This window comes from Ammoniphilus sp. CFH 90114, from assembly GCF_004123195.1.
Taxonomy (GTDB): domain Bacteria; phylum Bacillota; class Bacilli; order Aneurinibacillales; family RAOX-1; genus YIM-78166.
In genome coordinates this window covers 457,895-483,688 of the sequence record NZ_SDLI01000001.1, presented here as the reverse complement: position 1 = coordinate 483,688, position 25,794 = coordinate 457,895, and the positions used below count along the sequence as shown (strand labels likewise).

Below are 25,794 nucleotides of genomic sequence, written 5' to 3'. Positions count from 1 at the left end.
CAACTTAAATTGTCTCCTCAGACAGTAAAATTCTGAATAGTCTCCAGTGCGCGTTCCGCTAGCTTTTCATATCGTTCTTTTTTGTTCCTGATCCTTTTATCTAAAGGTGGAAACAAGCCAAAATTAGCGTTCATTGGCTGAAAATGGTCAGGACTAGCCGTAGTAATATAGTGTGCCATACTTCCTATTGCCGTCTCAGCTGGAAGGCTAATTGGAGCTTCTCCCTTGGCTAATCGAGCCGCATTAATCCCTGCTACCAACCCTGCTGCTGCTGACTCGACATATCCTTCAACGCCTGTCATTTGGCCTGCGAAAAAGAGTGTATCTCTCTCCCGATATTGATAAGTGGGTTTTAACAGTTTTGGACTATTAATAAACGTATTCCGATGCATGACACCATAACGCACAATTTCCGCATTTTCTAAACCAGGTATCATACGGAATACTCTCTTTTGATCTCCCCACTTCAAGTGAGTTTGAAAGCCAACCATATTATAAAGCGTTCCCGCACTATTATCTTGACGAAGCTGGATGACTGCAAAAGGCTGTTTGCCTGTACGAGGATCCGTTAATCCTACGGGTTTCATCGGGCCAAACAATAGAGTTTGCTTTCCTCTTCTGGCTATTTCTTCAGCAGGCATACACCCTTCGAAATAAATTTCCTTCTCGAACTCTTTAAGTGGGACAACCTCTGCCGTAGTTAAGGCTTCATAAAACTGATCGAATTCCTCTTCCGTCATAGGGCAATTGAGATAGGCCGCTTCTCCCTTATCGTATCTTGAAGCTAGAAACACCTTTTCCATATCAATGGTTTCTTTATCAATAATCGGAGCCGCCGCGTCATAGAAATAAAGATACTCTTCACCTGTAAGCTTTCTCAATTGCTCAGACAATGCTGGAGAGGTAAGGGGACCCGTTGCTATAACACAGATTCCTTCCGGAATCTTGTCTACTTCCTCGTGGCGAACGGTTACATTAGGATGATTCCTTACCGCCTGTGTAACAGCCTCTGCGAATTCATGCCGATCGACGGCAAGGGCCCCACCAGCTGGAACAGAGCAGAAGTCAGCCGATTTAATAATTACGGACTGAAGTCTCCTCATCTCTTCTTTTAAGATTCCGACAGCATTGGTTAATGTGTTTGCACGCAAAGAGTTGCTGCAAACCAATTCTGCAAATTTATCCGTATGATGGGCGGGAGTTTGTTTGACGGGTCTCATCTCAATCAATTCGACCTCGACACCACGCTCAGCAATCTGCCAAGCGGCCTCACTGCCTGCTAACCCTGCACCAACAACAGTTACTTTTTCCATATTCAATCTCCTAGATTTATTTATCTATAGATAAAATTTTATTGTGCATCTTCCATATAATCACATGCTGTGCATTGCACATTTGCTTCTTTCTTTTTCCCTTTTTTCTCCACGAGCATGGAAGCGCATTTTGGACACTTGCGTTCAATAGGCTTATCCCAGGATACAAATTCACATTCCGGATAATGGCTGCAGCCATAAAAGGTTCTTTTTTTCTTACTCTTTCTCTCAACAATCATTCCTTCACATTGAGGGCAAGCAACACCTGTTTCTTTCAGGATAGCTTTCGTATTCCGACAGTCTGGGAAGCCTGAACACGCTAGAAATTTTCCGAAACGGCCAAGCTTGTAAACCATATGTTTTCCACATTTCTCACAGAGTTCGTCAGAAACTTCATCCTCAATTTCCACTTCTTGCATATACTTATCTGCAACTTCAAGCCTGGTTTCAAACCCTTTATAGAATCCGTCAAGTACTCTAACCCAATCTGCGTTTCCTTCCTCCACATTATCCAGATTCTCTTCCATCTGCGCTGTAAAGGTTGGATTTAGGATCTCGGGGAAAAACTCTCCCATCAATTCAATGACAATTTCACCTAGCTCTGTTGGGATAAATCTCTTGTCTTCTAAAGCTACATACCCTCTCTTTTGGATCGTATCCAGAGTAGGAGCGTAAGTGCTTGGACGTCCAATACCCAATTCTTCCAATGTTCGTACCAGCCGAGCCTCAGAATAACGAGGCGGAGGTTGAGTGAAGTGTTGTTTAGGATCCATCTGAGCCAGATCTAACGTCTCCCCTTCAGAGAGAGGAGGAAGAATATTATCCTTTTCTTCCGTTCCATCATCGTTTCCTTCTACATAAACCTTCATAAAGCCTAGAAAGTTAACCTTAGATCCATTAGCTCGGAAGGTGGCTTCACCCGCTTCAATCGTCACCGTCATCGTATCCAAGATGGCCGAAGCCATCTGACTTGCTAAAAAACGCTCCCAGATCAAGCGATAAAGTCTCAACTGATCCCTGCTTAAATACTCCTTCACAGAATCAGGTGTCCTAAGAACAGATGTCGGACGGACCGCTTCGTGTGCATCTTGAGCATTCCCTTTCTGAGCATGAGTTCTAGCTTCTTCTAGGGCATATTCTTTTCCAAAAGATTCCGTAATATACGACTTGGCCTCTTCGATGGCCGTTTGACTCACCCGAGTAGAATCGGTTCTCATATAGGTGATTAATCCGATTGTACCTTCTTTTCCTAAATCAATACCTTCATATAATTGCTGCGCAATCATCATCGTCTTAGCCGCACGGAAGTTAAGCTTACGAGCAGCTTCTTGCTGCATCGAACTTGTAATAAAAGGTGGAGCAGGATTGCGTTTGCGTTCTTTCTTCTTAATGTCTTTTACAATAAACGGAGCCCCGCCAATTCTTTGCAACAAATCCTTGATGTCTTGTTCTGATTTCAGTTCCGTCTTTGATCCCTGATAACCATAAAATTTAGATTCAAAAACTTCTCCTGTACCAGCCTTGAGAGAGGCTGTAACCGACCAATACTCTTCTGGAATAAAGTTTTTGATTTCATTTTCTCTATCTATGATTAGCTTAACTGCTACCGATTGAACTCTTCCTGCACTTAGTCCCTTCTTCACTTTCTTCCATAATAAGGGACTAATGTTGTATCCAACTAAACGATCCAGGATGCGTCTCGCCTGCTGGGCATTCACCAGGTCCATATTAATTTTTCTTGGGTGTTTGAATGCTTCCTTCACAGCTTGCTTCGTAATTTCATTAAATACAACCCTGCACGGTTCACTCTGATCCATATTGAGGCTATGAGAAAGATGCCATGCAATAGCTTCTCCTTCCCTATCAGGGTCCGCTGCGAGGTAAATCTTCTTTACTTTCTTCGCTGCATCGCGCAACTCCTTAAGTACGTCCCCTTTACCACGAATCGTAATATATTTTGGGTTAAACCCATCTTCAACATCTACTCCCATTTGACTTTTCGGCAAATCTCTAACATGCCCCATGGAAGCCTTGACGATATATTTTTTTCCGAGATATTTCCCGATGGTTTTTGCTTTTGCGGGAGACTCTACAATTACTAAGGCATCTGCCATCGATGTCCTCCCCCTTTCCCAACTAATCGCTAACTGTTGATATTAGAACATAAATCCGAAATATATTGAATGGTTAATCTTCCCTATTATTAATTAAGCAATAACCTTTTGTCAAACTTCTTTTATGTCTTCTTTACAAAGCAGCTTCCGGGAAGCTGTTCAACTTTCCCTTGTAATTGTAACGATAGTAATTCGGATAAGATCTGCTGTACAGAAAGATGGCTCCTTTCTACTAGCTCATTAATCGTTTTCTTTGTATTCTCTAGGATATCCAAAATATGTAATTGATTATCAGTTAATTCCTTACTCATCTCAACTATCCGATATTGCGGAAATTCATCGAGGATATCTGAAATCGAAGTAACAAGCTTCGCTCCCTCTTGTATTAAGCGGTTTGTCCCTTGACTCTGCGCAGAGACGATAGCGCCTGGCACAGCAAGCACCTCCTTCCCTTGGTCTAAAGCACAACGAACCGTGATGACTGACCCACTTTTTATAGCTGCTTCTACAACTAATACCCCTTGGGATAAGCCACTAATTAAACGGTTCCTCGCTGGAAAATGGAGAGGATGAGAAGGGTATCCTGGTGGATATTCAGATAAGATAAGACCGCGTTCAAGAATTCTCTTGTATAACTCTTCATTTTGAGGGGGATAAATCACATTGATGCCACTCCCTAATACCGCAATGGTGTGTCCATTAGCTGCTAGGGAACCTCTATGCGCCTCGGCATCAATTCCTTTAGCCAATCCTGAGAGTACACTAAATCCTGCTCTATCAAGTTCTTCTGAAAAGCGAAAAGCTACTTGTTTTCCATAAGGAGTGGGGAGTCGAGTACCGACAACCGCCATTGCAGGTAAATCTAATAATTGAAGATTTCCTCTAGCATAGAGGACAAAGGGAGGATCGGCTATTTCTCGCAGCAGCGCAGGATAGGATGGATCGATAATGGTAAGGGTTTGAACCCGGAGTTCTCTTAATTTATTTTTTGTTTCTATTACTTCCTCAGTCGTCAATTGTTTTACTTTCTTCAGGCGTTTGGATGTTAGTTCGGGAATTTGCGGAAAGAGATGGGAAGAGGTGGAGTGCGAGGCAATATCTTCGATGTGGGGGAGAATTGCAGCTAATGATTTTCGTCCAATACTTTCTAACTGACTTATAGAGATAAGCCAATCCCTTAGTCCTATGGTCATATACTTCATCCCTTTCACAATAAGAATAATGTAAGAGGGTGACTCATAAGTGCTCGGCACTTTGGTTCTGAGTCACCCTCTGGTTGATTACTTCACTGTCTTACAAACTTCAAGCAAACCTTTTTCTTCAAGCACTTCGATTAAGGTTTGTCCCATAACAGCTGGAGTCTTAGCTACACGGATGCCACACGCTTCCATTGTCTTAATTTTCTCTTCAGCTGTACCTTTACCACCAGAAATGATGGCTCCAGCATGTCCCATACGCTTACCTGGAGGGGCAGTTTGACCTCCAATGAAACCTACAACAGGCTTAGTCATGTTTGCCTTTACCCACTCAGCAGCTTCTTCTTCAGCTGTTCCACCGATCTCACCGATCATGATAACAGCTTCAGTATCCGGATCTTCATTGAACAATCTTAGTACATCGATAAAGTCCGTTCCGTTTACTGGGTCTCCACCGATTCCAACTGCAGTAGATTGTCCAATACCATTCGTTGTAAGCTGGTGTACTGCCTCATAAGTTAAGGTACCACTGCGGGATACAATCCCTACCTTACCAGGAACATGGATATATCCTGGCATAATACCGATCTTACACTCGCCTGGAGTGATGATTCCTGGGCAGTTAGGTCCGATCAAGCGGGTCTTCTTACCTTCCATGTAGCGTTGAACCTTAACCATGTCCAATACAGGAATACCTTCCGTGATACATACTACAAGGTCAAGTTCAGCATCTACAGCTTCCATGATAGCATCTGCAGCAAAAGCTGGAGCAACATAGATTACGGATGCATTAGCACCTGTTGCATTTACGGCTTCTTGAACCGTGTTGTAAACGGGGAAGCCTTCAATTTCTGTACCACCTTTACCAGGGGTAACGCCTCCAACCATTTGTGTACCGTATTCTGCGCAACCCTTAGCATGGAACAAACCAGTAGCACCGGTAATCCCTTGTGTAATAACCTTTGTGTTTTTATTTACAAGAATACTCATTCTCTCACACCCCTTTATTTCACCAAGGAAACGATTTTTTCTGCGCCGTCAGCCATAGATTCAGCAGCAACGATGTTCAAGCCAGACTCATTAAGAATTTGCTTACCTAAGTCCACGTTAGTTCCTTCTAGACGAACGACAAGTGGTCTATCAAGTTGAACTTGTTTAGCAGCTTCAACTACTCCATTAGCAATAACGTCACACTTCATAATTCCACCAAAAATGTTAACGAAAATACCCTTAACATTCTGGTCAGACAAGATCAACTTAAACGCTTCAGTAACTCTTTCTGTTGTAGCGCCGCCCCCAACATCTAGGAAGTTAGCAGGTTCTCCACCAGCAAACTTAATGATATCCATGGTAGCCATAGCAAGACCTGCACCATTAACCATACAACCGATGTTTCCATCCAACGCAATGTAATTAAGGTCATGCTTAGATGCTTCAATTTCCTTTGGATCTTCTTCATCTAGGTCACGAAGAGCCACAATATCCTTATGTCTGAATAAGGCATTCGAATCGAAGTTTAACTTTGCATCCAAAGCCATAACATTGCCATCGCCTGTTACAACAAGTGGATTAATTTCTGCGATAGAACAATCTTTATCTACAAAAGCTTGGTATAAGCTCATCATGAACTTAACAGCCTTGTTTACTAACTCGTTAGGAATATTAATGCTGTAAGCAAGTTTACGAGCTTGGAATACTTGCAATCCAACAGCTGGATCTACAACTTCCTTGAAGATTTTTTCTGGAGTTTTTTCTGCTACTTCTTCAATCTCCGTACCGCCTTCTTCAGAAGCCATGATCGTTACACGACCCGTTGCACGGTCAATAACGACACCAACGTAGTATTCCTTCTTAATGTCGCACCCTTCTTCGATAAGCAGGCGCTTCACTTCTTTACCTTCTGGACCTGTTTGATGCGTAACGAGTACTTTACCAATTAATTCGCTCGCATATGTACGTACTTCATCAAGGCTCTTAGCAATTTTTACTCCGCCAGCTTTACCTCTTCCACCTGCATGGATTTGGGCCTTAACAACATACACACCTGGGTTTAACGTCTTCGCGGCTTCAACAGCTTCATCAGCAGTAAAAGCTACTTTTCCACTGGGAACAGCAACGCCGTACTGTCTTAGTATCTCTTTGCCTTGATACTCATGGATATTCATTCTCCATCCTCCTATCACGGTATCTGTACCTGTATGTAGAATAGATAATTTCTATTCAACTAAAAATATAGCAGGAAAAATTCTCCCTATCTACCTATTCTGCACACTCAAATAAATCATATTCGACCATTTTTGTCAAAATCCTTCTTTTGCATCTATATTTTCTACATCCTTATTATACCAGTCTTAAAATATGATAAATCGCTGTCCCTCAAAAATATAGTTGCGAAGGTGCTTGAGAATATCGGGTTTTGAAAAAGTTCTCCCCTGATAAATATAAAAATCATCGTATATAAAAACCGATCGAACATCCTTTTCCATCACAAACTCCAAGGTCAACTGTGGTTTGTGTACCTTATCTTGTTCCCCATCTGTCCTCTTCCCTTTAGACAATTCTCTTACAAGTACATGTAGAAGAGATGTAGCTTCAAAGCGATCGATCTTGTCCTTATTCATAACATAGTGTTGTTCATTATAGGGGATGGATTGCTCTATCACACGAACATCCTTAGCTTTAAACAGAAATTTAGGGTGTGACTCTGAGTAGTCTACCATACCAATTTCATCCTTTAAGGCGGACAACAAAGAGTCTTCGGTTTGAAAATAAAGCTTATCATCCCCCTGTATTACGGAGATTAAGGTAGGAGAGAGAATTTCAACGGGCACGATCTCTTTACCTCCTGCATCAATTTCTAAGCTATAGTATGGGAACAGTGGATAAGTAAGCCTTGGTTTACCAGAGATAAATTGAGATGATCTCAGTATATCTGAGAACGCCGCCATTTTTTCGTCGGATAATCTCTTCACTTGCTCGAGATCATTTGAGGATAACATCATCCGGTCCATCACTAACTGTTTAAGAAAATTCTGACCGACTGCTTCTCGTATGTAATTCGCAAACTGGATAGCTTCCTCATTACTGTAAAAATCATGATTCCATTCGACTCCACGGCTAGAAACCGATAATACGCTTGGCTCGTCCGATTTTGACCAGATTAGAACCGTATAATTCATGCTCGATAGGGGATCCGTTGATTTCACTTTAAATGGATTCTTGCGGAAGGAATTGGCAAAGCTCAACTTATCGATCTCTACTTCCCAGCCTTCCTTTGTGATGACGGTAATCTGCTTTAAATTGTTAATGATTGCTTCCCAGTCTTCACTCCAATCACCCATTGGCGTTGAAACAGCAACCTTCGTCTTTTCTTGCATGTCGGGGTTAACAGTTGTTGACAATCGTGGACTGCACCCCATCATAATAAAAAGCAGAATTAACAAAGGTAGTAATAACTTCCATGAGTGTAAGTTCATGAACATCTCCTCCATAGTTAAGTTCCATACTGGGTTGCTGATTTGAAAAGAGATTCCAACTTCTCCATATCTGTTACTTCGTTCTCCATTTATTCAAGTAAATCCTCCTTTTGTCACAAAATATTGAACTTTTTTAAGAGGAATTGCCCATAAACTGTCGAATGATTATACTGAACAGAAAAAAATGCACTGGTGGTGAGATTATCTTCTACAAAACGTATAGTGCTGGGGTCATAGGGATTGATGGTTTCATGGTTGAAGTAGAAACAGACATCTCTAATGGGTTGCCACAGTACTCCCTTGTCGGTTTACCTGATTCTGCTGTCAAGGAATCAAGAGAACGTGTTCGAGCAGCCATGCGTAACAGTGGATTTTCCTTTCCCTTGGGGAGGATAACCGTAAACCTTGCTCCTGCCCACGTAAAGAAAGTTGGTCCCTCCTACGACCTCCCTGTCGCTGTAAGTATCTTAGCTGCTTCAACCCAATGGCAACTTCCTAATTTACAAGATTCCGTAATTATTGGAGAGCTCTCACTCGACGGAAAGGTCAAATCTGTACGTGGAGCCTTGCCAATGGCCATGGCTGCTAAGGCCCATGGCTTTCGTCAGCTTGTTGTACCGAAGGATAATGCCATGGAAGCCTCCCTCTCCGGTTTAGCCGTTTATCCCTTAGAGCACCTTCGAGATTTCCCTTCTCTTTTTACTAAGAAGCCGTACACTCCACCTCACTCTCTGTCTTCTTGTTCTCATGCACCTGACTTCGCTGACATCATAGGTCAAGCCCATGCAAAGAGAGCCCTTGAGATCGCGGCTGCTGGATTTCATAATGTTCTGCTAACAGGCCCACCTGGTACCGGAAAAACGATGCTAGCATCTTGCCTACCTTCCATCCTCTCTCCGCTTTCCTTTCAAGAATGGCTAGAGATCGTCAAAATATACAGCGCATCAGGTAAAGATCTTACTCTTGCAGAACCCAAGCGTCCCTTTAGAGCCCCTCATCACTCGATTACTCCTGCGGGATTGATCGGCGGAGGTAATCAAATGAAACCAGGAGAATTAACACTAGCGCATCATGGTGTATTATTTCTCGATGAAGTATGTGAATTTCCCCGTTATGTATTAGATCTTCTTCGCCAACCTCTTGAAGACCGCAAAATTGAACTGCACCGTCAGCACCTATATATGACCTTCCCTGCGAGATTTATGCTTATATGCAGCCAAAACCCATGTCCGTGTGGATACTATGGATATCCGGATGGAGTAAATGAGTGCAAATGCAAATCTCAACAGCTTGAACGCTACCAAAAAAGACTTTCTGGCCCTTTAATCGACCGATTTGATATAAAAATAGAAGTCTCTAGACTCCCAGTCGAATTCTTCATTGATCAAGAAAAAGGTGAAGAAAGCTCAATTTCGATTAGAGAACGCGTTATCAGAGCGGTGGAAATCCAACATGAGCGATTCAAACAATCTCACACCCGTTGCAATGCAGAAATGACACCTGCAGAAATAAAGGTTTATTGCCAGCTTCCTAGGGCTGCTGCTTCTTTGTTAAGACTTATTTATGAACAATTTCAGATGAGTCACCGAGCACATCATCGTCTCTTAAAAATTGCTAGAACCATTGCTGATCTGAAAGGAAAAGATACCATTTCGGAAGAAGTTATTGCTGAGGCCGCCCAATATCGTAATGTAGAAAAAAATTTTTTTTAGCCGATACACACCTGTGGATAACTTTAATCACAATATCCCCTTGATGAAAGGGCGGTTTTCGGACATTCTCCACAGTTCATCCCCACATTATTCACAGGATAGTGTGGATAACCGAACGATTGTTCTCTTTTACCTTCGATGTTATAATGTGGTAAAACTACTAATACTATTAAATCCGAGGTGATTATATGAAACTATTAAGTGACGATGCTCTCATCGAAGCCTATCACAAATCCGTAAACCTCGACTTAGATAAAGACTTTATTGGTCTGTTACTTGACGAAATTCATCAACGGAAATTAGACCTAAGATTGGCTCAGCCTTAGGCTGGGCTTTTCTTTTTTAGGGAGCGTAACGCATAAAAAAACCTCGCCACTAGGTAGCGAGGTGAATGGAGGAGTCTTTCGCGTCGAGTACAATATACTATACGCGGCAATGCGCACCGATGAAGTAAGGCAAATCCCCATTTTTTAGCCTATTTTAAAATCACCCTACTTCAAATGCATTAATATAATGCTCGATTTTCTTTGCTGTTCCATTTGTTGAATCCAAGGTTATGGAGATCACATCAAACCTAATCAGGTAATGTTCTAAACTATGTTGTTTTAGATATAGACATGCCGTTCGAATCAACTTCTTTTGCTTAGCGACAGTAACATACTCGACCCCTTTTCCAAAACCTTCATTCGTACGGGCTTTAATTTCAATAAAAATGATCGTGTTGTCCTTTTGAGCCACTACATCAACCTCATACCGCAATAAACGGACATTCCTATCTAAAATAAGATAATCTCGATCTTGTAGAAACCGTACCGCTGTATCCTCCCCATATCGACCTCGTTGAACAGAACTCATTATTCACCTCTTGCTTTTTTCTCCATCCGATACACACTCGCTAAAACTTCGGCGACAACTTGGAATAGCTCAGGTGGGATTTGCTGATTTAATTCAATCTTAGAAAGCACCTCAACTAATGCCTTGTCTTCCTGAATAGGAATTCCATGCTCATGGGCTTTTTTTATAATGGAATCAGCTACTCCACCTTTTCCTTTTGCTGAGATCAATGGGGCCTCGTAATGTCCATTCGAGTAGGTGACAGCAACAGCTCTCTTAGTTGGTTTTGATGAATGGCTCATATTCGAATATCCACCCCTTTGTATGGGACTGCTAATTTTTCAGGAAAGAGGTTACTATTGGGGACATGAACTTGTGGCTCTAAGAGTTTAACGGATGAAAGATGGTATCCATGTTCCTGTAGTGATTCTTGGAGCTCTTGCTTGAATCCTTGCAAGTAGGATGTCAGCTTAGCCTCCTCCGCATGAAATTCGATAGCTACAATACGATTTATGATCTTTACATCTAACAGTATGTTGCCAAGTTCAGGCAGCTGCAAGTAAAAAAGAAGCCTACAATTGTCGGGGTCTAGCTCGCCTGTTTGTTTTTTCTTTCCCTCCAACTGCACGAAGGAAAGCGCCTGTGTGAAAAAAGGGATGTGAAAGATAAATTGCTGAAAAGCAGTATCCGTCGGAGTAATAAAAAGTTGCTGCCCTGTAATAAATTGAAGGAGCTTACCGGCAGAGTCCAGTCCGAAGCCCTCCCTCATCTGGAGTAGAAGGGACTTTAACGACACCCCATCTTGTAATCGTTCCGTGCCAAGTTGCTTCTCCCACTCAACACCGAGTTCCTGATACCACTTGGCTAACTCTTGGCCTGATTGTATCCGATCTGCCCCATTTTGCAATAGACGTTCTAACTTCATATACAATTTTTCAAGCAAGGGTTGTGAATCAGCGTAACTTTTCTGTAATAGTTCTGTAATATCCCTTTTAAGTTCCTCCATCAGATTAGTTGCTCCAGAGCGACCTAAAAAGGTAGATAAGCTTTGGATCACTTCCCGAGTTAGAGGGATCTGCCGTTTCAATGCGAGTACTATCGCTTCTGACAGTTTGTGGTCTTTGCCCAGTTCATGAATGAGATCCTTCAACTGTTGAAATTGCCCTTTCGTCATGGGGATCTGTTCTTTTACAATTTGCTCCAATAGTTGTTTATTCTCCGTTGTATCTTCTAAGCCTAGCGAAGACGCAAGGGAGGCAAATGAATCAATGGACTGTGAACTCCGTGATAAACCTAACGTGTGCTCCCTCGATAACATTTTAAGTAAAACTCTTTCTTGATTAGATTGAACTTGGAACCAGCCCTTTTCTCCTGCGTTTAAAGGAACTTCTAACTGAGAAATCACCTTCACCTTGCCCAATTGCAAGAGGGCCTGATCTCCAGGTAAATTCTCTAAGACTCGTCCTTTTAAAATTTGTCCCGGCGCAAGCTCTATCGATTCTCCCATCCTATGGGATGGAGAATGAAGTAAATTTTGTATGAGCGAGCCGTTTATCACAGGACCCATTCCTTTACTCCGCCGAACGATTTCCGATGCAAAGGACTAGGACCATACTGAGCGATCGCGGCTAAATGATCTGGGGTCCCGTATCCTGCGTTGCAATCAAACCCGTATTGAGGATATTTTCCCGCGGCTTCCTTCATGAAACGATCCCTAGTTACCTTAGCAATGATAGAAGCTGCAGCAATGGATACACTTAAACCATCTCCACCTACTAATGCTAATTGACGAGCAGGGAACTCCTTTACCTCTAATCCGTCTACTAAACAGATATCAGGTTGAATAGGAAGTTGGGTTACACAACTTCTCATCACCTTCATCGTTGCCTGGTAAATATTCATCTGATCGATTTCTTCAGGTGAAGAGAATGCTACAGCATAGGAAATAGCGTGATTAATAATTACTTCATAATAGCTTTCTCTTAATGCAGCAGGAATCTTTTTTGAGTCATTTAAGCCTAGCAACTTAAATTCTTCTGGGAGGATAACGGCAGCAGCTATTACTGGCCCGGCTAACGGGCCTCTACCTACTTCGTCTACCCCGGCTATGTACTGATAACCTGCTTCCCTCAATGCCTTCTCTTGACTCGACATTCGATCCCATTGCTCATACAAAAGACGTTCACGCTCCATCTTCTTCTGATATTGGGACACCAGCTGTCTAACTCCCTGTCTGGTGTCACCGGCAAGGGCAAGTAGTAAGTCGGGATGAACATCTTCATTTAAAATATCTTTAATTTCTTTTATCGTTTTACTATGTAGATCAACCATGATGCTTCTTTCCTTTCTTAACCATGTGAAACTAAAAAAACGTACAGGAAGATCCTGTACGTTCATTGTATCATGTTTCTGCTAGCTCAGGCCGCAGGATTTCAATGGAGAATTGATCATCCGGCCTCTCTAGAGATATTAACCCCATCTTTCCAGAGCGTAGTTCACGGAGAATAAGCTGGGCTACTTTGTCATAATCGACTTGGCCTCTTCCCATAATACACCCGCGTTTTCTTCCAATCTCCTCTAGAAGCTCAATCCGATCTTCGGGGATATCCTTCATCTTGAATCGTTCAAGCAACTGGTCAGGATAATACATACGCATATATTCCGTGACAAATAAAGATACTTCACCGACATCCAAGATTTCATCCTTTATCGCTCCACTTGCAGCGAGTCTGTAACCAACAAGCTGATCTTCGAATTTTGGCCAGAGGATCCCTGGCGTATCCAACAAATCTAGCCCATCCGTCATCTTCACCCACTGTTGAGACTTGGTTACAGCGGGTCTGTCTCCTGTCTGGGCTACCTTCTTCCCAGCGAGACGGTTAATGAGGGAAGACTTGCCTACATTCGGTATACCTAAGATCATTACCCGTACTGCACGATCGTTCATCCCTTTTGCACGGCGCTTTTCCATTACAGGTTCTACTAACTTCCTGCACTGATCAGGAATCTTTTGTACGCCTTTTCCTGAAAGAGCATCAATGCCTAATGCTGCCAGACCTATGGAACGAAAATATTCGATCCACTGATCAGTAATCTTTGGATCAGCCAGATCAGTCTTATTTAAAAGAACTAATCTCGGTTTATCTTTCACAATTTCATCGATCATCGGATTACGACTTGATAAGGGTAATCTTGCGTCTAAGAGCTCAATTACCACATCAATGAGTTTCAGTTTTTCCGTTACTTGTCTTCGGGCTTTAGCCATATGCCCCGGAAACCACTGAATGGTCATATACTACTCACCTGCTTATTATTTGTCTGTTTTATTTGGGAAGCGAAAATCTGGTAAAGGCCAGAACACCACATCAGCTCTTCCTACAACGGTATCTAGGGGAACCGTACCTATAGCACGGCTATCTTTACTATTTCTTCTATTATCCCCCATTACAAAGATTTCACCCTCAGGAACATCAATTGGTCCAAAATCACCTGTTAGCGGATAACCCTCATTCAGGGCTTGCTGTTTAAACTCATCAAGGTAAGGTTCATCTACTGGTTGATCATTAAGATAGAGCTGATCTTCCCTCATCTCAATCTTATCACCGCCAACGGCTATCACTCGTTTGATATAATCTCGTTCCTTCGTAGCATGGAACACGATGATGTCCCCACGGGATGGTTCTTGAATGAAATAAATAAGCTTCGTAACAATTAAGCGTTCCCGATCATGCAGGGTCGGCATCATGGAAGTTCCGTCCACCACAAAAGGAGCAAACAAGAAGGAACGAATAACAAAAGCTAGAACAACCGCAATGGCTAATGCCTTCAACCACTCCCACACTTCGTTCTTGGGCTTCTCTTGCTTGAGCGTTTGTTCTTGTTGGTTGGTGTCTTGATGTTCCATGCCTTCTCCTCCCTAAAAACTCGATATAATAAATGATATGTAAAATTTCACATCAACATTAACAAACTTCCGTATAAGCTGAAAAAAGGAGCTTGAACCCAAGCTCCTTTCAACATTATCTGCGGCGATCTTTGATACGTGCTGCCTTACCCACACGGTCACGTAGGTAGTAAAGCTTCGCACGACGAACCTTACCAAAACGAACCACTTCGATCTTATCGATCTTAGGGGAGTGCAACGGCAATGTACGCTCAACACCTACTCCGTAAGAGATCTTACGAGCAGTGAAAGTTTCGCTTACCCCTGTTCCACGACGCTTGATAACCACGCCTTCAAAAAGCTGGATACGCTCGCGCTGTCCCTCGATAACCTTTACGTGTACACGTACAGTGTCTCCAGGACGGAATGCAGGAATGTCAGACTTCAAGTGTTCTTGAGTAATTTCGCGAAGAATTTGCTTCATATTATTTCCTCCTTCCAACCAGCGTTCATATCGTGAGGTAAGGACTTAAGTCTTCTCAAACGACAGCGGACCACCGTAATACGGGCCAAAAGCCCAACAAAAAATATTCTAACACAGTTAAACTTGCTTTTCAACCTAAAGCTTTTCCCTATTTTTGTACTTCTTTTTTTACCTCATCCAATAATTTTACCAATTCAGGTCTTTCCTTCAACACTTCCTTAAGGAGTTCAGGTCTTCGTTGCAAGGTTCGTTTGAGCGACTCTTTTTTTCTCCATTCCTCGATCTTCGCATGATGTCCTGAAAGTAAGATATCAGGAACCTTCCATCCCCTAAATTCTGCCGGTCTGGTATAGTGCGGATGTTCTAACATTCCTGTGCTAAAAGAATCGGTATGAGCAGATACTTCATTTCCAAGGGCACCTGGCATTAGTCTTACAATACTATCTATGATCGTCATCGCTGGAAGCTCCCCACCGGTCAATATGAAGTCACCTATGGATATTTCATCGGTAATCAGATGCTCACGTATCCGCTCATCATATCCTTCATAATGTCCACACAGAAAGATCAAGTGATCTTCCGTTGCCAGCTCTTCGGCTTTCTTCTGGGTATAGCGCTCTCCTTGGGGACACATGAGGATGACTCTAGGCTTCTTCCCTATCGTTTCCGTTAATGATTCAACAGCATGAAACAGCGGTTCAGGCCGAAGCACCATACCTGCTCCGCCACCGTAGGGGTAATCATCGACTTGTCCATGTTTATTAACAGAGAATTCCCGAAAATTCAGGGCTCGAAATTGAACAAGTCCTTTTTCTGCTGCCTTTCCAAGAATACTGCTGCCAAGTACCCCTGAAAACATCTCAGGAAACAAGGTTAATATATCAATACGCACCTACATCAACCCTTCCATGATATGAGCGGTTATTTTCTTATTGGCGATATCGACATTGAGAATACAGTCTTCGATGTAAGGCAATAAGACTTCCTTTCCTTCTTTCGTTTTTACTACCCATACATCATTTGCTCCTGTTGTGATAATTTCTTTCACTAAACCTAACTGATTCCCCTCATCTGTCCAAACTTCACACCCCATGATATCGTCATAGTAAAATTCGTCTTCCTCTAAATCCAATCTCTGGTCCTCTGCAACCTTTAGAGAACCACCCTTATATTTCTCAACGTCATTGATATTTCCGTATTCCTTAAGCTTTATAATATATGTATTTTTTTGTAGTCGGGCTGCCTCTACAGTAACGGTTAAGGGTTCTGATAGATTAGGGTGAAATAATAACAACTGACTTCCTTTTTTATAGCGTTCTTCAGGAAAATCCGTCACCGAGTGAATTTTCAGTTCTCCTTTTATACCATGGGTATTTGCAATCTTTCCAACCTCATAATAACGAGTCGACATTATTTCTCTCCTCCGTTTCGAATCTCAATCACAATTCCATCACGCACAATAATTTCACACTTTCCGATTAGTTTATCCCAATGATCCCCTACGCTTACCTCTACCTCACCGTCCAGTTGGGAATGGAGGATTTCCGACTCATCTGGCAAAAGGGAGAGCTGATGAAGCATTTCCTTGTACTGCTTCACTTTATCTAAACGTGCTTTTTCTTCTTTCTTTAACCGTTCTTGCACAATCTTTTGAGCTTCTGGACCTTTCTTTTGGGCTTCTAGGATCCATTTTTTACTTTGAAAATGCAATTGCTCCAACTCTACTTCGAATTTCCGAATATAGCCATTATACTCCTCCTGAAGATTCTTACGTAAATCAGGAGTAAGAATCATCTTAAGTAATACGGGGCGCTTAAGCTTCATAAGGATACCTCCTTATATATAAAAAGCTGGGAATATCCTTAAAGTTCAGGCATCCCAGCTTCTTGAGTGTTATACTATATCAATCGTAATTCGCTTATTTTCCTTCACGGCTGCCGCATTAACTACCGTACGCAAAGCCTTCGCTACGCGTCCTTGTTTGCCAATGACCTTGCCCATATCTTCCGCATGGACGGACAACTCAAATACGGTTAAGCGATCTTTATCTACTTCCTTGATGCGAACTTCTCCAGGGTGATCTACTAATGCTTTGGCAATTACTTCGATCAATGGCTTCACTTAGAGCCCTCCCTCAAGAATAATCTTTACTTCTGGTACTTAGCTTCGTGTACTTGCTTTAAGATTCCTGCTTTACTGAACAAGTTACGAACGGTGTCAGTTGGTTGAGCACCTGTTAACATCCACTTCACAGCTTTCTCTTGATCGATGTTTACTACAGCAGGTTGAGCAACTGGATTGTAGTATCCGATTTCTTCGATGAAACGTCCGTCACGAGGAGAACGAGAATCTGCTACTACTACACGATAGAAAGGAGTTTTCTTTGCACCCATACGCTTTAAACGAATTTTTACTGCCATAATTAATCTTGCCTCCTAAATGGTTTTGTTTAATTAGTTTTGTTGTTGTACTAGGACATAAAAGGAAATTTAAACATCCCTTTTCCCTTTTTCTTCTTGGCTTGGTCGGCCATCTTACCAAACTGCTTCATCATCTTCCGCATATCCTCAAATTGCTTAATGAATCGGTTCACTTCCTGTACAGTTGTCCCGCTTCCCTTAGCAATACGCTTTTTGCGGTTGGAATTCTTCAGTAGCTCTGGATTTTGCTTTTCTTCTGTCGTCATTGATTTCACGATGGCTTCAACACGGTTAATTGCCTTATCATCGATCTTCAAATCTTGCATGCCCTTCATCTTATTCATTCCGGGAATCATGCCTAGCAAATCCTCCAGAGGCCCCATCTTGCGAACCTGGGCCATCTGCTCAAGAAAATCTTCAAACGTAAATTCCGCCTTACGAAGTTTACGCTCCATTTCCTTGGCTTTTTCCTGATCCACAGCTTCTTGTGCCTTCTCAATTAAGGAAAGAACATCGCCCATTCCAAGAATTCTGGAAGCCATACGGTCCGGGTGGAATGGCTCTAATGCATCCATCTTCTCGCCCATCCCCGCAAACTTAATCGGCTTGCCTGTGACAGCCTTAACCGACAGTGCGGCACCGCCTCTTGTATCCCCATCAAGCTTGGTTAATACGACTCCTGTAAGTTCAAGCTGACTGTTAAAGCTTTCCGCTACATTCACTGCATCCTGACCTGTCATCGCATCGACTACAAGTAAAATCTCATGTGGATTAACAGAACTCCTTATGTCCTTCAACTCGTCCATTAGCGTCTCGTCAATATGAAGTCTACCGGCTGTATCAATGAGAACATAATCATGGTGATCCGCTTTAGCCTTCTCTATGGCTTGCTTTGCAATCTCGACAGGACTGACTTGGTCGCCAAGAGAAAACACCGGAACCTTTAACTGTTCACCAAGCACCTGTAGCTGCTTGATCGCGGCAGGTCGATAGATATCTCCTGCAACAAGGAGAGGCTTGCGGTTTTGCTTGAGAAGATGTTTGGCTAGTTTACCAGTCGTGGTCGTTTTCCCTGCACCTTGTAATCCAACCATCATAACGACAGTTGGGGGCTTATTGGCATGTGCAATCTTGCTCTGCGTTCCGCCCATAAGCTCTGTCAGTTCATCGTTCACCACTTTAATTACTTGTTGCCCTGGACTCAAAGATTTAAGAACCTCTTGTCCAATGGCGCGTTCCTTCACTTTGGCAACAAATTCCTTGACTACTTTAAAATTAACATCTGCTTCCAACAAGGCAAGGCGGACTTCCCGCATCATCTCGTTGACATCGTCTTCTGTCACTTTTCCTCTGCCTCGCAACCTGTCAAAGGTTGCCTGCAGTCGATTGGCTAAACTTTCAAAGGCCATGTTATGCCTCCTCACTCCATTCCAACTCAGCCAGTTCCTTAACTAAAGTCCGAATGTTCTCCGAGTCCCATTCAGGCGGATCAGAATCTAGAAGATCTAGAAGTCGATTGATTCTCGATTGCCTTTCTTGGTATCGGGACAACAATTGGAGCTTGTCTTCATATTGTTCTAGAACGATTTCCGTTCGCTTCACCTGGTCGTACACCGCTTGACGTGTTACTTCCATAACTTCAGCAATTTCACTCAAGGTAAGATCTTCCCTATAGTACATCTCGAGGAACTGCCTCTGTCGATCCTTAAGTATTGGACCATAGAAGTCGAATAATAGGTTTACCCGATTCGTTTTCTCGAGCATTGTATTCCCCCAAAGCTGAAGGATTGGTTAAAAATCTCTTACAGGAATCTATATTACTCATTTGCACATCGATTGTCAAGAAAAAAACTTTACGCGTTTGTTTCTTCTTCTACGGATGACTCATCCATAAACCCAGTGAACAAAGCATGTACAAACTGTTCAGGGTCGAATGGCTGCAAATCATCCATTTTCTCACCTAATCCTACATACTTTACAGGAGTTTTCAACTCATTACTGATAGCAATGACAATTCCACCTTTTGCGGTTCCATCAAGTTTAGTAAGTACAATTCCCGATACTTTGGTAGCTTCACCAAATGCTTTTGCTTGATTCATTGCATTCTGTCCTGTTGTCGCGTCTAGAACCAGCAGGGTTTCATGCGGAGCATCAGGTATCTCCCGGGCAATCACTCGGTAAACCTTATTCAACTCTTCCATCAGGTTGACTTTATTCTGCAATCTACCCGCTGTGTCACATAATAGGATATCAGCTCCTCTTGAACGAGCAGCAGCAATCCCATCATAGACAACTGCAGCTGGATCTGCCCCTGCTTGATGCTTCACTACCTCTACTCCAACACGCTGTCCCCACACTTCTAATTGCTCAATGGCCCCTGCACGGAACGTATCCCCTGCTGCGAGAATGACTTTTTTTCCTTGTTGTTTGAACATATGAGCCATCTTGCCTATTGTGGTTGTCTTCCCTACTCCATTAACCCCTACAAACATAATGATATTCAGACGTCCTTCTTGAATATGGAGTCCATAGTCTGCGGTATTCTCTTTAAAAAGACCCACTAGTTTTTCGGAGATAAGAGGCTTTAGCTGTCCTGCATCTTCTATTCGTTGTTTTTTGACTTCCTTGCGGAGATCATCGACTAGCTCCATTACCGTGTTCACACCGACATCTGCAGAGATCAGAATCTCTTCTAATTCTTCGAAGAACTCTTCATCGATTTTCTTGTAACGGCGCACGAGGTCTTCGACTTTCCCTACGACGGCATCCCTCGTCTTGGTTAAGCCGTCTTTAAATTTAACGGTAACTTCCTCAGTCTTTTGAGATATCGTATCTTTTAACTTTTTAAAAAAATTCATGATTAGTTTGCCCCCTTTATCCTTCACGCACTGATTACTTAGGCTGTTTCTGAGATAAATGACTTGTCCTCTAATTTTACCGAAACGAGTTTCGAAACGCCAAACTCTTGCATGGTTACACCATATAAGACATCTGCACCCTCCATCGTTCCTTTACGGTGAGTGACACAAATAAACTGAGTTTGCCCGCTAAATTGACGTAAATATTCAGCAAAACGATATACATTCGCATCATCAAGTGCTGCTTCTACTTCATCAAGTACACAGAACGGAACAGGTTTTACACGTAAAATAGCAAATAAAAGGGCAATGGCCGTTAAAGCCTTCTCCCCACCGGATAGAAGGGCTAAGTTTTGCAACTTTTTCCCAGGGGGTTGTGCAACGATATCAATCCCCGTTGTTAAGATTTGAGTAGGATCGGAGAGTTGCAAATCTGCTCTTCCCCCAACAAAAAGATGAGTAAATACCTGTTGAAACTCTCCACGAATTTGTTCAAAGGTTTCTAGGAATCTCCTCGACATCTCATCTTCAATATCCCCGATAACCTTATAGAGCGTTTGTTTCGCTTCGTCCAGATCACTACTTTGTCCCGTTAAAAATTGAAGTCGCTCGGATTGCCGTTCATATTCTTCAATAGCACCTAAATTTACGGATCCTAGTCCCTGAATTTGCTTTTTTAAAGAATTCACTAGTTCTCCTGTTGCTAGTGGATCAACTGGCAGCTCATACCTTTCTTTAGCGAGTTCATATGTTAATTCGTACTCTTCTTGCAGCTTGGCAAGGACATTGTCCAACTCTACATCATAACGACCGGCTTTCATCTCTTCTTTATGTAGACGATCCTCTAATTCTTTAATTTGTTTCCTGCTTCCCTTAGTCTCAATTTCTAGGATTTCGATCTGCTGCATCGTCTCCGCTCGTTCTTGCTTAAGGACAAGGAGTTGTTGACCGACCTCTTCTTTTTCCGTTCGAAACTGTTGAATCACCCGATCTAACTGTTCTTCGCTATCTAAGTTTCCTTCCATCAAATCTTGAAGGTTCTTAATATATTCTTCACCATTATTCCATTCTGCACGATGAGTTTGTGACTCTTCTTTGAGCCTTTGAATAATTGTACTCACCGCTTCCTTCTGCTTCCGTAACTCCGCGGATCTGACCTTCAGATTCGTAATGACATTGGAATACTCTTCTTTACTATGTTGCAAATGAGAGCGATGTGTCTCAATATCACTAATCCGCTGCTTTAGAGCCCCTTCTTCCTCAGCCCAAGTCCTTAATTGCTCCTCAAGCGTTAGTTTTCGTTCCTGGTGGAACCTCTCTTCTTCCGTGACCGCTTTCCATTCGTTATCTAGGACTTTCTTGCGCTCACTATAGTTTTGGGCTTCCATATCAATTTGGCTTAATCGGCCTTTAGCTTCCTGCTCTTGCAGGCGATATTGTTCTCCCTGTAAACGTTGCTGTTCTTGCTCTTGTCCCATGTCAGTTAATTCTTGATTAAGTTTCGCTAACGCAAGGACTAGGGTCTGTTTCTCTTCTGTCGTAGTTTGCAGGGCTTGTTCTAGTTCTTCTAATTGTCGCGAGCGTCCTAGGAGATTGGTGCTTTTTTGTTGTACAGTACCCCCAGTCATCGCCCCTCCAGGGTTAACTACATCTCCGTCTAACGTCACAAAGCGATATCTGTATCCTGTTTTTCTAGCCGCTTGGTTGGCCTGCTCGAGAGTTTCCGTTACGATGACAGAACCAAGCAAGTTCTCACTGATATGTTGATACTTCTCCTCACATTGAACGAGGTCGGATGCTACCCCCACAATCCCTTTCAATTGAAGAAGTTGGGTTTCATCCTGTCGACTTACACGTCTTGAGCGAATGACATCAAGAGGAAGAAATGTAGCTCGACCCAGACGTTTCTCTTTTAACCACTGGATGGCTTTTCTCCCCGCAGCCTCATTATCCACTACGACATGCTGCAAAGACCCACCTAACGCAACCTCTAAAGCCGTCTCGTATTGTGAAGGGACAGAAAGAAGTTCAGCAATCGCTCCTTGGATACCAGGAAATCCATTTTCTCTTGCTTTCAAAATTTCCTTGACCCCCTGCATAAAGCCTGTAAAGGCTGATTGCATTTCTTGCAGCACGTCTCTTCGTGAAGACAAGGAGTCCATTTTTTGCTCAAGTTTGCGAAGGGAAATTGACTGCTCCTCTTTGAGGTTTTGCTTTTCCTTATACTTTTGTACCCCTTGTTTGTAGGCGCTTAGACATTGATCGATAGCTGTAGCTGTCTGATGGAGTTGTTTCTGTGCTTCTTCTTTCTTCGAGTTAACCTCAGATTGCATACGATCCAAAATCTCTAGCTGCTCCTTTAACTTCTCTCGCTTCCTTAGGGACTGCTCAATCGCTTGTTCACAGTGTCGTAGATCATTTTTGCTGGAAGCGACCTGATTTAGAAGTTCAATATAGTCACTTTTTAGCTGTTCTACATCTGTCGCTAATCCCTTTGTTACCTCTCCTAACAACCCTTCTTGAGCTTTAAGTTGTTGCTCTACACTTTCCCATTCAGTATGCAGTTCTTTAAGCCGCTGATCTTCCTTCTCTGCTTGTTTGTTTAATTCTTCGATGCGGCCTTTGAGTTGGCTTTGTTTTTCTACAGCTAATTTATGATTTTCTCTAACATTCTTTTTCCGTTCGCGGAGAACTTCTCTTTTTCCTTCCGTTTTTTCTACTTCCTCACTGACATGAAGAAGCTTTACTTGCCATTGTTCAAGCAATTCATCCTGTTCACTCATTTTCCATCGCCAGCTAGATAGTTCTGCATCGAGTGCACTTAATTCTGATGACTTTACGGCATGCTGTTCTTTAAATTGTAATACTTGTTTTTTTGTTTCATTCCAGAGCAAATTAACGTTTTCAATTTGGTGAACATAAAGCCCTATTTCCTGCTCCTTAAGCTGTTTTTTGAGCGACAGAAAATGCTTGGCTTTATTCGCCTGTTCTTGTAATGGTTCAATTTGGTCAGAGATCTCTGAAATAATATCTGTAATTCTCACCAGATTAGCTTCTGTTTCATCTAATTTCTTTTCTGCTTCCTTCTTGCGTGCTTTATATTTAACTATTCCTGCCGCTTCCTCAATGATTCCTCGGCGGTCTTCTGATTTTGTGCTTAAGATTTCCTCGATTCGTCCTTGTCCAATAATAGAGTAAGCTTCCTTCCCTACTCCCGTATCCATAAATAACTCAATAATATCTCTGAGACGGCAGGATTGCTTATTGATGTAATACTCACTTTCACCCGAACGATATACCCTACGACTAATCGTCACTTCACTATAATCAATCTTTAAAGTATGATCGGAATTATCTAGTGTCAAGGATACTTCACAATAATTAACTGGTTTACGGGCATCGCTCCCGGCAAAAATAATATCTTCCATTTTACTTCCCCGAAGAGATTTTGCACTCTGCTCTCCTAGTACCCAACGAATCGAATCGGATATATTACTTTTTCCGCTTCCATTTGGTCCTACGACAGCCGTTACTCCTGGTACAAACTCCAGCTCTGTCCGGTTGGCAAAGGATTTAAAGCCTATTAATTCTAGGCGTTTTAAGTACATGTCCCTTCCCCCTACCCCAATGTATGTAAACTTCATGATGTTTTCTATGTGTGGACCTGACTATTTTATCATACTTTAGCCATAACCATAAGAAGACAAAGAATCCAGTCTATTGGTCAACTGGATTCTAAGGAGGATAACTGATATTTACTTATGTCTTCTTGCTTCCAAATACACTCGATTTCATGGCGAGGCAGAGAGCGGTCTAGGACAAGCTGTGGAGATGAAGGCTTGCATGCTTCAAGAAATCCCTTCCAATTACGTCCCTGACTTCCTCTTACAGCTGTTTCATCTGCTGGATGAATGCGTACTTCCTTTAGATCAGCTTGCTGAGCTTTTGCCACTTCACTCAACAGCCTACGAAAAAGCTCCGCCTCTACCAATTGACGAAAGGATGGATGAAATGGTCCTGCTATAATTGTCCCTTCAGAACGTAAATCCTCCGAAGAATGCAATCCGATTCGGATAACAGGAATGTTTGCTTTCATAAATAAGATCCACATATCTGCTACCATGTCTATTGCCTCTTCGAGACGAAGTGGTGTATACTGCTTCGTCCGATACTGCCATTCCAATTCCGTACCGGCAATAACCAAGGCTGGATAAATCCGGACAAAATCTGGTTGCAAAGAAATCGCTTGTCTTGTGGTCTCGAGTGCAATTTCTGCAGTATCCCCGGGCAAGCCAGGCAACAACTGCAAACCGACTTGAACCCCTGGATACTTCCTAATCGTTTTGACTGCTTTCTCCACCTGAGCAGACGTATGACCTCTCTGCGAAAGCTCCAACACCGTATCATTGAGAGATTGTGTTCCTAATTCAATGGTGGTTACACCATAGGGTAGAAGAAACTCCATAATATGGTCAGCGATATAATCAGGTCGAGTCGAGAACCTTATTCCTTGAACCTTGCCAGCATCGATGTACTCCTTTGCTATTTCGAGCAACATCTTCTGGTAGGACCTGGGCAATCCGGTAAAACTACCTCCAAAATAAGCGATTTCCACATAAGCACCAACAGGGATTGTAGTCAAATGCTCTTCAATTGTCTGACGAACTTGATCTTGCGTCAGCCGTTCTTCTCGTTTTTGTCCAGTAATTCGAGACTGATTGCAAAACGTGCAATCCTTAGGGCAACCTTGATGAGGAACAAATAAAGCGATTCGTCGATGTATCATCCTTACGTTATCCCTTTCTCATCGCTTAATTCCAAGTTTTTCAATAGCTACTGCTGCAGCATGCTGTTCGGCCTCTTTCTTCGATCGACCTCTCCCTGCTCCCATTGGGACTCCATTAAGCAGTACTTCTGAGACAAATTCGCGGTTATGGGCAGGACCTTTCTCTTCCACAATCCGATAAGAGATCTCACCTAAATTATCATGCTGAACATGTTCTTGAAGTTGGCTCTTGTAATCCGTTACTCTCATAAACTCTCCCCGGTCCACAGAAGGGAATACAAATTGATCTAGGAAAGTGGTAACAGTTGACAATCCCTGGTCTAAATATAGAGCACCGATAAACGCTTCAAACACATCTGCTAAAAGTGCGGGTCTCTGCCTTCCCCCCGTCATCTCTTCGCCTTTACCAAGCAAAACGATCTTGCCAAATTGCAAGGATTCAGCAAAACGAACAAGCGAAGGTTCACATACAATAGCAGCCCGAAGCTTGGTCATTTCACCCTCCGACATCTTAGGGAAATGAGTAAATAAAAATTGGGATACCGTTAGCTCAAGTACAGCATCTCCCAAAAACTCTAAGCGCTCATTGTCTTGGTAAGGCTTACCCCGATGTTCATTCACATAAGAGGAATGAGTAAAGGCTTGCCTTAGGAGCAGCTCATTCTTAAACTGAATTCCGATTGTATTTTGTAGTTGTTGAAAGTCCACGTTAATCCAC

General features: G+C 42.6%; 26 protein-coding genes. 2 read left to right on the top strand and 24 right to left on the bottom strand.

The genetic code is table 11. The annotated features are described in order from the left end of the window. Positions 1–17 precede the first annotated feature (17 nt). The 6 genes from trmFO to EIZ39_RS02515 form a co-directional block, all read right to left on the bottom strand. The gene (gene trmFO, locus EIZ39_RS02540) at positions 18–1,313 is read right to left on the bottom strand and encodes an FADH(2)-oxidizing methylenetetrahydrofolate--tRNA-(uracil(54)-C(5))-methyltransferase TrmFO (RefSeq protein WP_129197100.1); all 1,296 of its coding nucleotides are present in this window, start codon (positions 1,311–1,313) and stop codon (positions 18–20) included. 38 nt (positions 1,314–1,351) lie between these two features. Beyond that, complete coding sequence (gene topA, locus EIZ39_RS02535; protein WP_129197098.1) at positions 1,352–3,427, bottom strand: type I DNA topoisomerase; 2,076 nt, start codon at positions 3,425–3,427, stop codon at positions 1,352–1,354. Between the two features lie 122 nt (positions 3,428–3,549). After that, a complete protein-coding gene (gene dprA, locus EIZ39_RS02530) occupies positions 3,550–4,620 on the bottom strand; it encodes a DNA-processing protein DprA (protein WP_164984856.1) in 1,071 nt (356 codons plus the stop codon). 87 nt (positions 4,621–4,707) lie between these two features. Beyond that, the gene (gene sucD, locus EIZ39_RS02525; protein WP_129197094.1) at positions 4,708–5,613 is read right to left on the bottom strand and encodes a succinate--CoA ligase subunit alpha; all 906 of its coding nucleotides are present in this window, start codon (positions 5,611–5,613) and stop codon (positions 4,708–4,710) included. A 14-nt stretch (positions 5,614–5,627) separates the two neighbouring features. After that, on the bottom strand, positions 5,628–6,788 hold the full coding sequence (gene sucC / locus EIZ39_RS02520; protein WP_129197092.1) for an ADP-forming succinate--CoA ligase subunit beta: 1,161 nt from the start codon (positions 6,786–6,788) through the stop codon (positions 5,628–5,630). A gap of 186 nt (positions 6,789–6,974) precedes the next feature. After that, complete coding sequence (locus EIZ39_RS02515; protein ID WP_129197090.1) at positions 6,975–8,099, bottom strand: hypothetical protein; 1,125 nt, start codon at positions 8,097–8,099, stop codon at positions 6,975–6,977. A 161-nt stretch (positions 8,100–8,260) separates the two neighbouring features. Between EIZ39_RS02515 and EIZ39_RS02510 the strand changes: the two genes are divergently transcribed. Together EIZ39_RS02510 and sda are read left to right on the top strand one after the other, a co-directional pair. Next, positions 8,261–9,811: a YifB family Mg chelatase-like AAA ATPase gene (locus EIZ39_RS02510; RefSeq protein ID WP_129197088.1), complete on the top strand. Its 1,551-nt coding sequence runs from the start codon at positions 8,261–8,263 to the stop codon at positions 9,809–9,811. 188 nt (positions 9,812–9,999) lie between these two features. Further along, entirely contained in the window at positions 10,000–10,137 is a 138-nt protein-coding gene (gene sda / locus EIZ39_RS02505; RefSeq protein ID WP_129197086.1) for a sporulation histidine kinase inhibitor Sda, read from the top strand. A 160-nt stretch (positions 10,138–10,297) separates the two neighbouring features. Here the strand turns inward: sda and EIZ39_RS02500 are convergent, their stop codons facing one another. The 18 genes from EIZ39_RS02500 to rnc all read right to left on the bottom strand — a co-directional run bounded on the left by EIZ39_RS02500 (position 10,298) and on the right by rnc (position 25,784). Next, positions 10,298–10,666: a YraN family protein gene (locus EIZ39_RS02500; RefSeq protein WP_129197084.1), complete on the bottom strand. Its 369-nt coding sequence runs from the start codon at positions 10,664–10,666 to the stop codon at positions 10,298–10,300. Further along, positions 10,666–10,947, bottom strand: a complete 282-nt coding sequence (locus EIZ39_RS02495; RefSeq protein ID WP_129197083.1) for an EscU/YscU/HrcU family type III secretion system export apparatus switch protein — start codon at positions 10,945–10,947, stop codon at positions 10,666–10,668. Before EIZ39_RS02495 ends, EIZ39_RS02500 begins: the two co-directional genes overlap by 1 nt. Further along, positions 10,944–12,212 carry a hypothetical protein gene (locus tag EIZ39_RS02490; RefSeq protein ID WP_129197081.1) on the bottom strand — a complete coding sequence of 423 codons (1,269 nt, stop codon included), beginning with the start codon at positions 12,210–12,212 and terminating at the stop codon, positions 10,944–10,946. The genes EIZ39_RS02495 and EIZ39_RS02490 overlap by 4 nt, the downstream gene beginning before the upstream one ends. Continuing rightward, positions 12,200–12,976 (bottom strand): ribonuclease HII, encoded by a 777-nt coding sequence (locus EIZ39_RS02485; protein WP_129197079.1) that lies wholly within the window; start codon positions 12,974–12,976, stop codon positions 12,200–12,202. The genes EIZ39_RS02490 and EIZ39_RS02485 overlap by 13 nt, the downstream gene beginning before the upstream one ends. Before the next feature lie 70 nt (positions 12,977–13,046). Beyond that, the gene (gene ylqF / locus EIZ39_RS02480; protein ID WP_129197077.1) at positions 13,047–13,937 is read right to left on the bottom strand and encodes a ribosome biogenesis GTPase YlqF; all 891 of its coding nucleotides are present in this window, start codon (positions 13,935–13,937) and stop codon (positions 13,047–13,049) included. Between the two features lie 18 nt (positions 13,938–13,955). Continuing rightward, on the bottom strand, positions 13,956–14,549 hold the full coding sequence (gene lepB / locus EIZ39_RS02475) for a signal peptidase I (protein ID WP_129197075.1): 594 nt from the start codon (positions 14,547–14,549) through the stop codon (positions 13,956–13,958). Positions 14,550–14,664: 115 nt separating this feature from the next. Beyond that, on the bottom strand, positions 14,665–15,012 hold the full coding sequence (gene rplS / locus EIZ39_RS02470) for a 50S ribosomal protein L19 (protein ID WP_129197073.1): 348 nt from the start codon (positions 15,010–15,012) through the stop codon (positions 14,665–14,667). Positions 15,013–15,160: 148 nt separating this feature from the next. Continuing rightward, positions 15,161–15,904 carry a tRNA (guanosine(37)-N1)-methyltransferase TrmD gene (trmD, locus tag EIZ39_RS02465; protein WP_129197071.1) on the bottom strand — a complete coding sequence of 248 codons (744 nt, stop codon included), beginning with the start codon at positions 15,902–15,904 and terminating at the stop codon, positions 15,161–15,163. Then, a complete protein-coding gene (gene rimM, locus EIZ39_RS02460) occupies positions 15,905–16,423 on the bottom strand; it encodes a ribosome maturation factor RimM (protein WP_129197069.1) in 519 nt (172 codons plus the stop codon). It abuts the gene before it with no gap. After that, positions 16,423–16,836: a YlqD family protein gene (locus tag EIZ39_RS02455; RefSeq protein ID WP_129197067.1), complete on the bottom strand. Its 414-nt coding sequence runs from the start codon at positions 16,834–16,836 to the stop codon at positions 16,423–16,425. The genes rimM and EIZ39_RS02455 overlap by 1 nt, the downstream gene beginning before the upstream one ends. A gap of 69 nt (positions 16,837–16,905) precedes the next feature. Further along, complete coding sequence (locus EIZ39_RS02450) at positions 16,906–17,133, bottom strand: KH domain-containing protein (protein WP_129197065.1); 228 nt, start codon at positions 17,131–17,133, stop codon at positions 16,906–16,908. A gap of 26 nt (positions 17,134–17,159) precedes the next feature. Then, positions 17,160–17,432 (bottom strand): 30S ribosomal protein S16, encoded by a 273-nt coding sequence (rpsP, locus tag EIZ39_RS02445; RefSeq protein WP_129197063.1) that lies wholly within the window; start codon positions 17,430–17,432, stop codon positions 17,160–17,162. A gap of 50 nt (positions 17,433–17,482) precedes the next feature. Next, positions 17,483–18,841 carry a signal recognition particle protein gene (gene ffh / locus EIZ39_RS02440; protein WP_129197061.1) on the bottom strand — a complete coding sequence of 453 codons (1,359 nt, stop codon included), beginning with the start codon at positions 18,839–18,841 and terminating at the stop codon, positions 17,483–17,485. Between the two features lies 1 nt (position 18,842). Beyond that, positions 18,843–19,196 carry a putative DNA-binding protein gene (locus tag EIZ39_RS02435; RefSeq protein ID WP_129197059.1) on the bottom strand — a complete coding sequence of 118 codons (354 nt, stop codon included), beginning with the start codon at positions 19,194–19,196 and terminating at the stop codon, positions 18,843–18,845. Between the two features lie 89 nt (positions 19,197–19,285). Continuing rightward, positions 19,286–20,290 (bottom strand): signal recognition particle-docking protein FtsY, encoded by a 1,005-nt coding sequence (gene ftsY / locus EIZ39_RS02430; RefSeq protein ID WP_129197056.1) that lies wholly within the window; start codon positions 20,288–20,290, stop codon positions 19,286–19,288. 38 nt (positions 20,291–20,328) lie between these two features. Next, entirely contained in the window at positions 20,329–23,898 is a 3,570-nt protein-coding gene (gene smc, locus EIZ39_RS02425; RefSeq protein WP_129197054.1) for a chromosome segregation protein SMC, read from the bottom strand. A gap of 116 nt (positions 23,899–24,014) precedes the next feature. Next, the gene (locus EIZ39_RS02420; protein ID WP_129197052.1) at positions 24,015–25,076 is read right to left on the bottom strand and encodes an elongator complex protein 3; all 1,062 of its coding nucleotides are present in this window, start codon (positions 25,074–25,076) and stop codon (positions 24,015–24,017) included. An 18-nt stretch (positions 25,077–25,094) separates the two neighbouring features. Next, positions 25,095–25,784, bottom strand: coding sequence for a ribonuclease III (gene rnc, locus EIZ39_RS02415; protein WP_129197050.1), 690 nt, complete (start codon positions 25,782–25,784; stop codon positions 25,095–25,097). Positions 25,785–25,794 lie beyond the last annotated feature (10 nt).

Coding starts and splice junctions, on each gene's coding strand:
- trmFO (WP_129197100.1), bottom strand. CDS start 1,313: ATGGAAAAAGTAACTGTTGTTGGTGCAGGGTTAGCAGGCAGTGAGGCC.
- topA (WP_129197098.1), bottom strand. CDS start 3,427: ATGGCAGATGCCTTAGTAATTGTAGAGTCTCCCGCAAAAGCAAAAACC.
- dprA (WP_164984856.1), bottom strand. CDS start 4,620: ATGACCATAGGACTAAGGGATTGGCTTATCTCTATAAGTCAGTTAGAA.
- sucD (WP_129197094.1), bottom strand. CDS start 5,613: ATGAGTATTCTTGTAAATAAAAACACAAAGGTTATTACACAAGGGATT.
- sucC (WP_129197092.1), bottom strand. CDS start 6,788: ATGAATATCCATGAGTATCAAGGCAAAGAGATACTAAGACAGTACGGC.
- EIZ39_RS02515 (WP_129197090.1), bottom strand. CDS start 8,099: ATGAACTTACACTCATGGAAGTTATTACTACCTTTGTTAATTCTGCTT.
- EIZ39_RS02510 (WP_129197088.1), top strand. CDS start 8,261: ATGATTATACTGAACAGAAAAAAATGCACTGGTGGTGAGATTATCTTC.
- sda (WP_129197086.1), top strand. CDS start 10,000: ATGAAACTATTAAGTGACGATGCTCTCATCGAAGCCTATCACAAATCC.
- EIZ39_RS02500 (WP_129197084.1), bottom strand. CDS start 10,666: ATGAGTTCTGTTCAACGAGGTCGATATGGGGAGGATACAGCGGTACGG.
- EIZ39_RS02495 (WP_129197083.1), bottom strand. CDS start 10,947: ATGAGCCATTCATCAAAACCAACTAAGAGAGCTGTTGCTGTCACCTAC.
- EIZ39_RS02490 (WP_129197081.1), bottom strand. CDS start 12,212: ATGGGTCCTGTGATAAACGGCTCGCTCATACAAAATTTACTTCATTCT.
- EIZ39_RS02485 (WP_129197079.1), bottom strand. CDS start 12,976: ATGGTTGATCTACATAGTAAAACGATAAAAGAAATTAAAGATATTTTA.
- ylqF (WP_129197077.1), bottom strand. CDS start 13,937: ATGACCATTCAGTGGTTTCCGGGGCATATGGCTAAAGCCCGAAGACAA.
- lepB (WP_129197075.1), bottom strand. CDS start 14,549: ATGGAACATCAAGACACCAACCAACAAGAACAAACGCTCAAGCAAGAG.
- rplS (WP_129197073.1), bottom strand. CDS start 15,012: ATGAAGCAAATTCTTCGCGAAATTACTCAAGAACACTTGAAGTCTGAC.
- rimM (WP_129197069.1), bottom strand. CDS start 16,423: ATGTCGACTCGTTATTATGAGGTTGGAAAGATTGCAAATACCCATGGT.
- EIZ39_RS02455 (WP_129197067.1), bottom strand. CDS start 16,836: ATGAAGCTTAAGCGCCCCGTATTACTTAAGATGATTCTTACTCCTGAT.
- rpsP (WP_129197063.1), bottom strand. CDS start 17,432: ATGGCAGTAAAAATTCGTTTAAAGCGTATGGGTGCAAAGAAAACTCCT.
- ffh (WP_129197061.1), bottom strand. CDS start 18,841: ATGGCCTTTGAAAGTTTAGCCAATCGACTGCAGGCAACCTTTGACAGG.
- EIZ39_RS02435 (WP_129197059.1), bottom strand. CDS start 19,196: ATGCTCGAGAAAACGAATCGGGTAAACCTATTATTCGACTTCTATGGT.
- ftsY (WP_129197056.1), bottom strand. CDS start 20,290: ATGAATTTTTTTAAAAAGTTAAAAGATACGATATCTCAAAAGACTGAG.
- smc (WP_129197054.1), bottom strand. CDS start 23,898: ATGTACTTAAAACGCCTAGAATTAATAGGCTTTAAATCCTTTGCCAAC.
- EIZ39_RS02420 (WP_129197052.1), bottom strand. CDS start 25,076: ATGATACATCGACGAATCGCTTTATTTGTTCCTCATCAAGGTTGCCCT.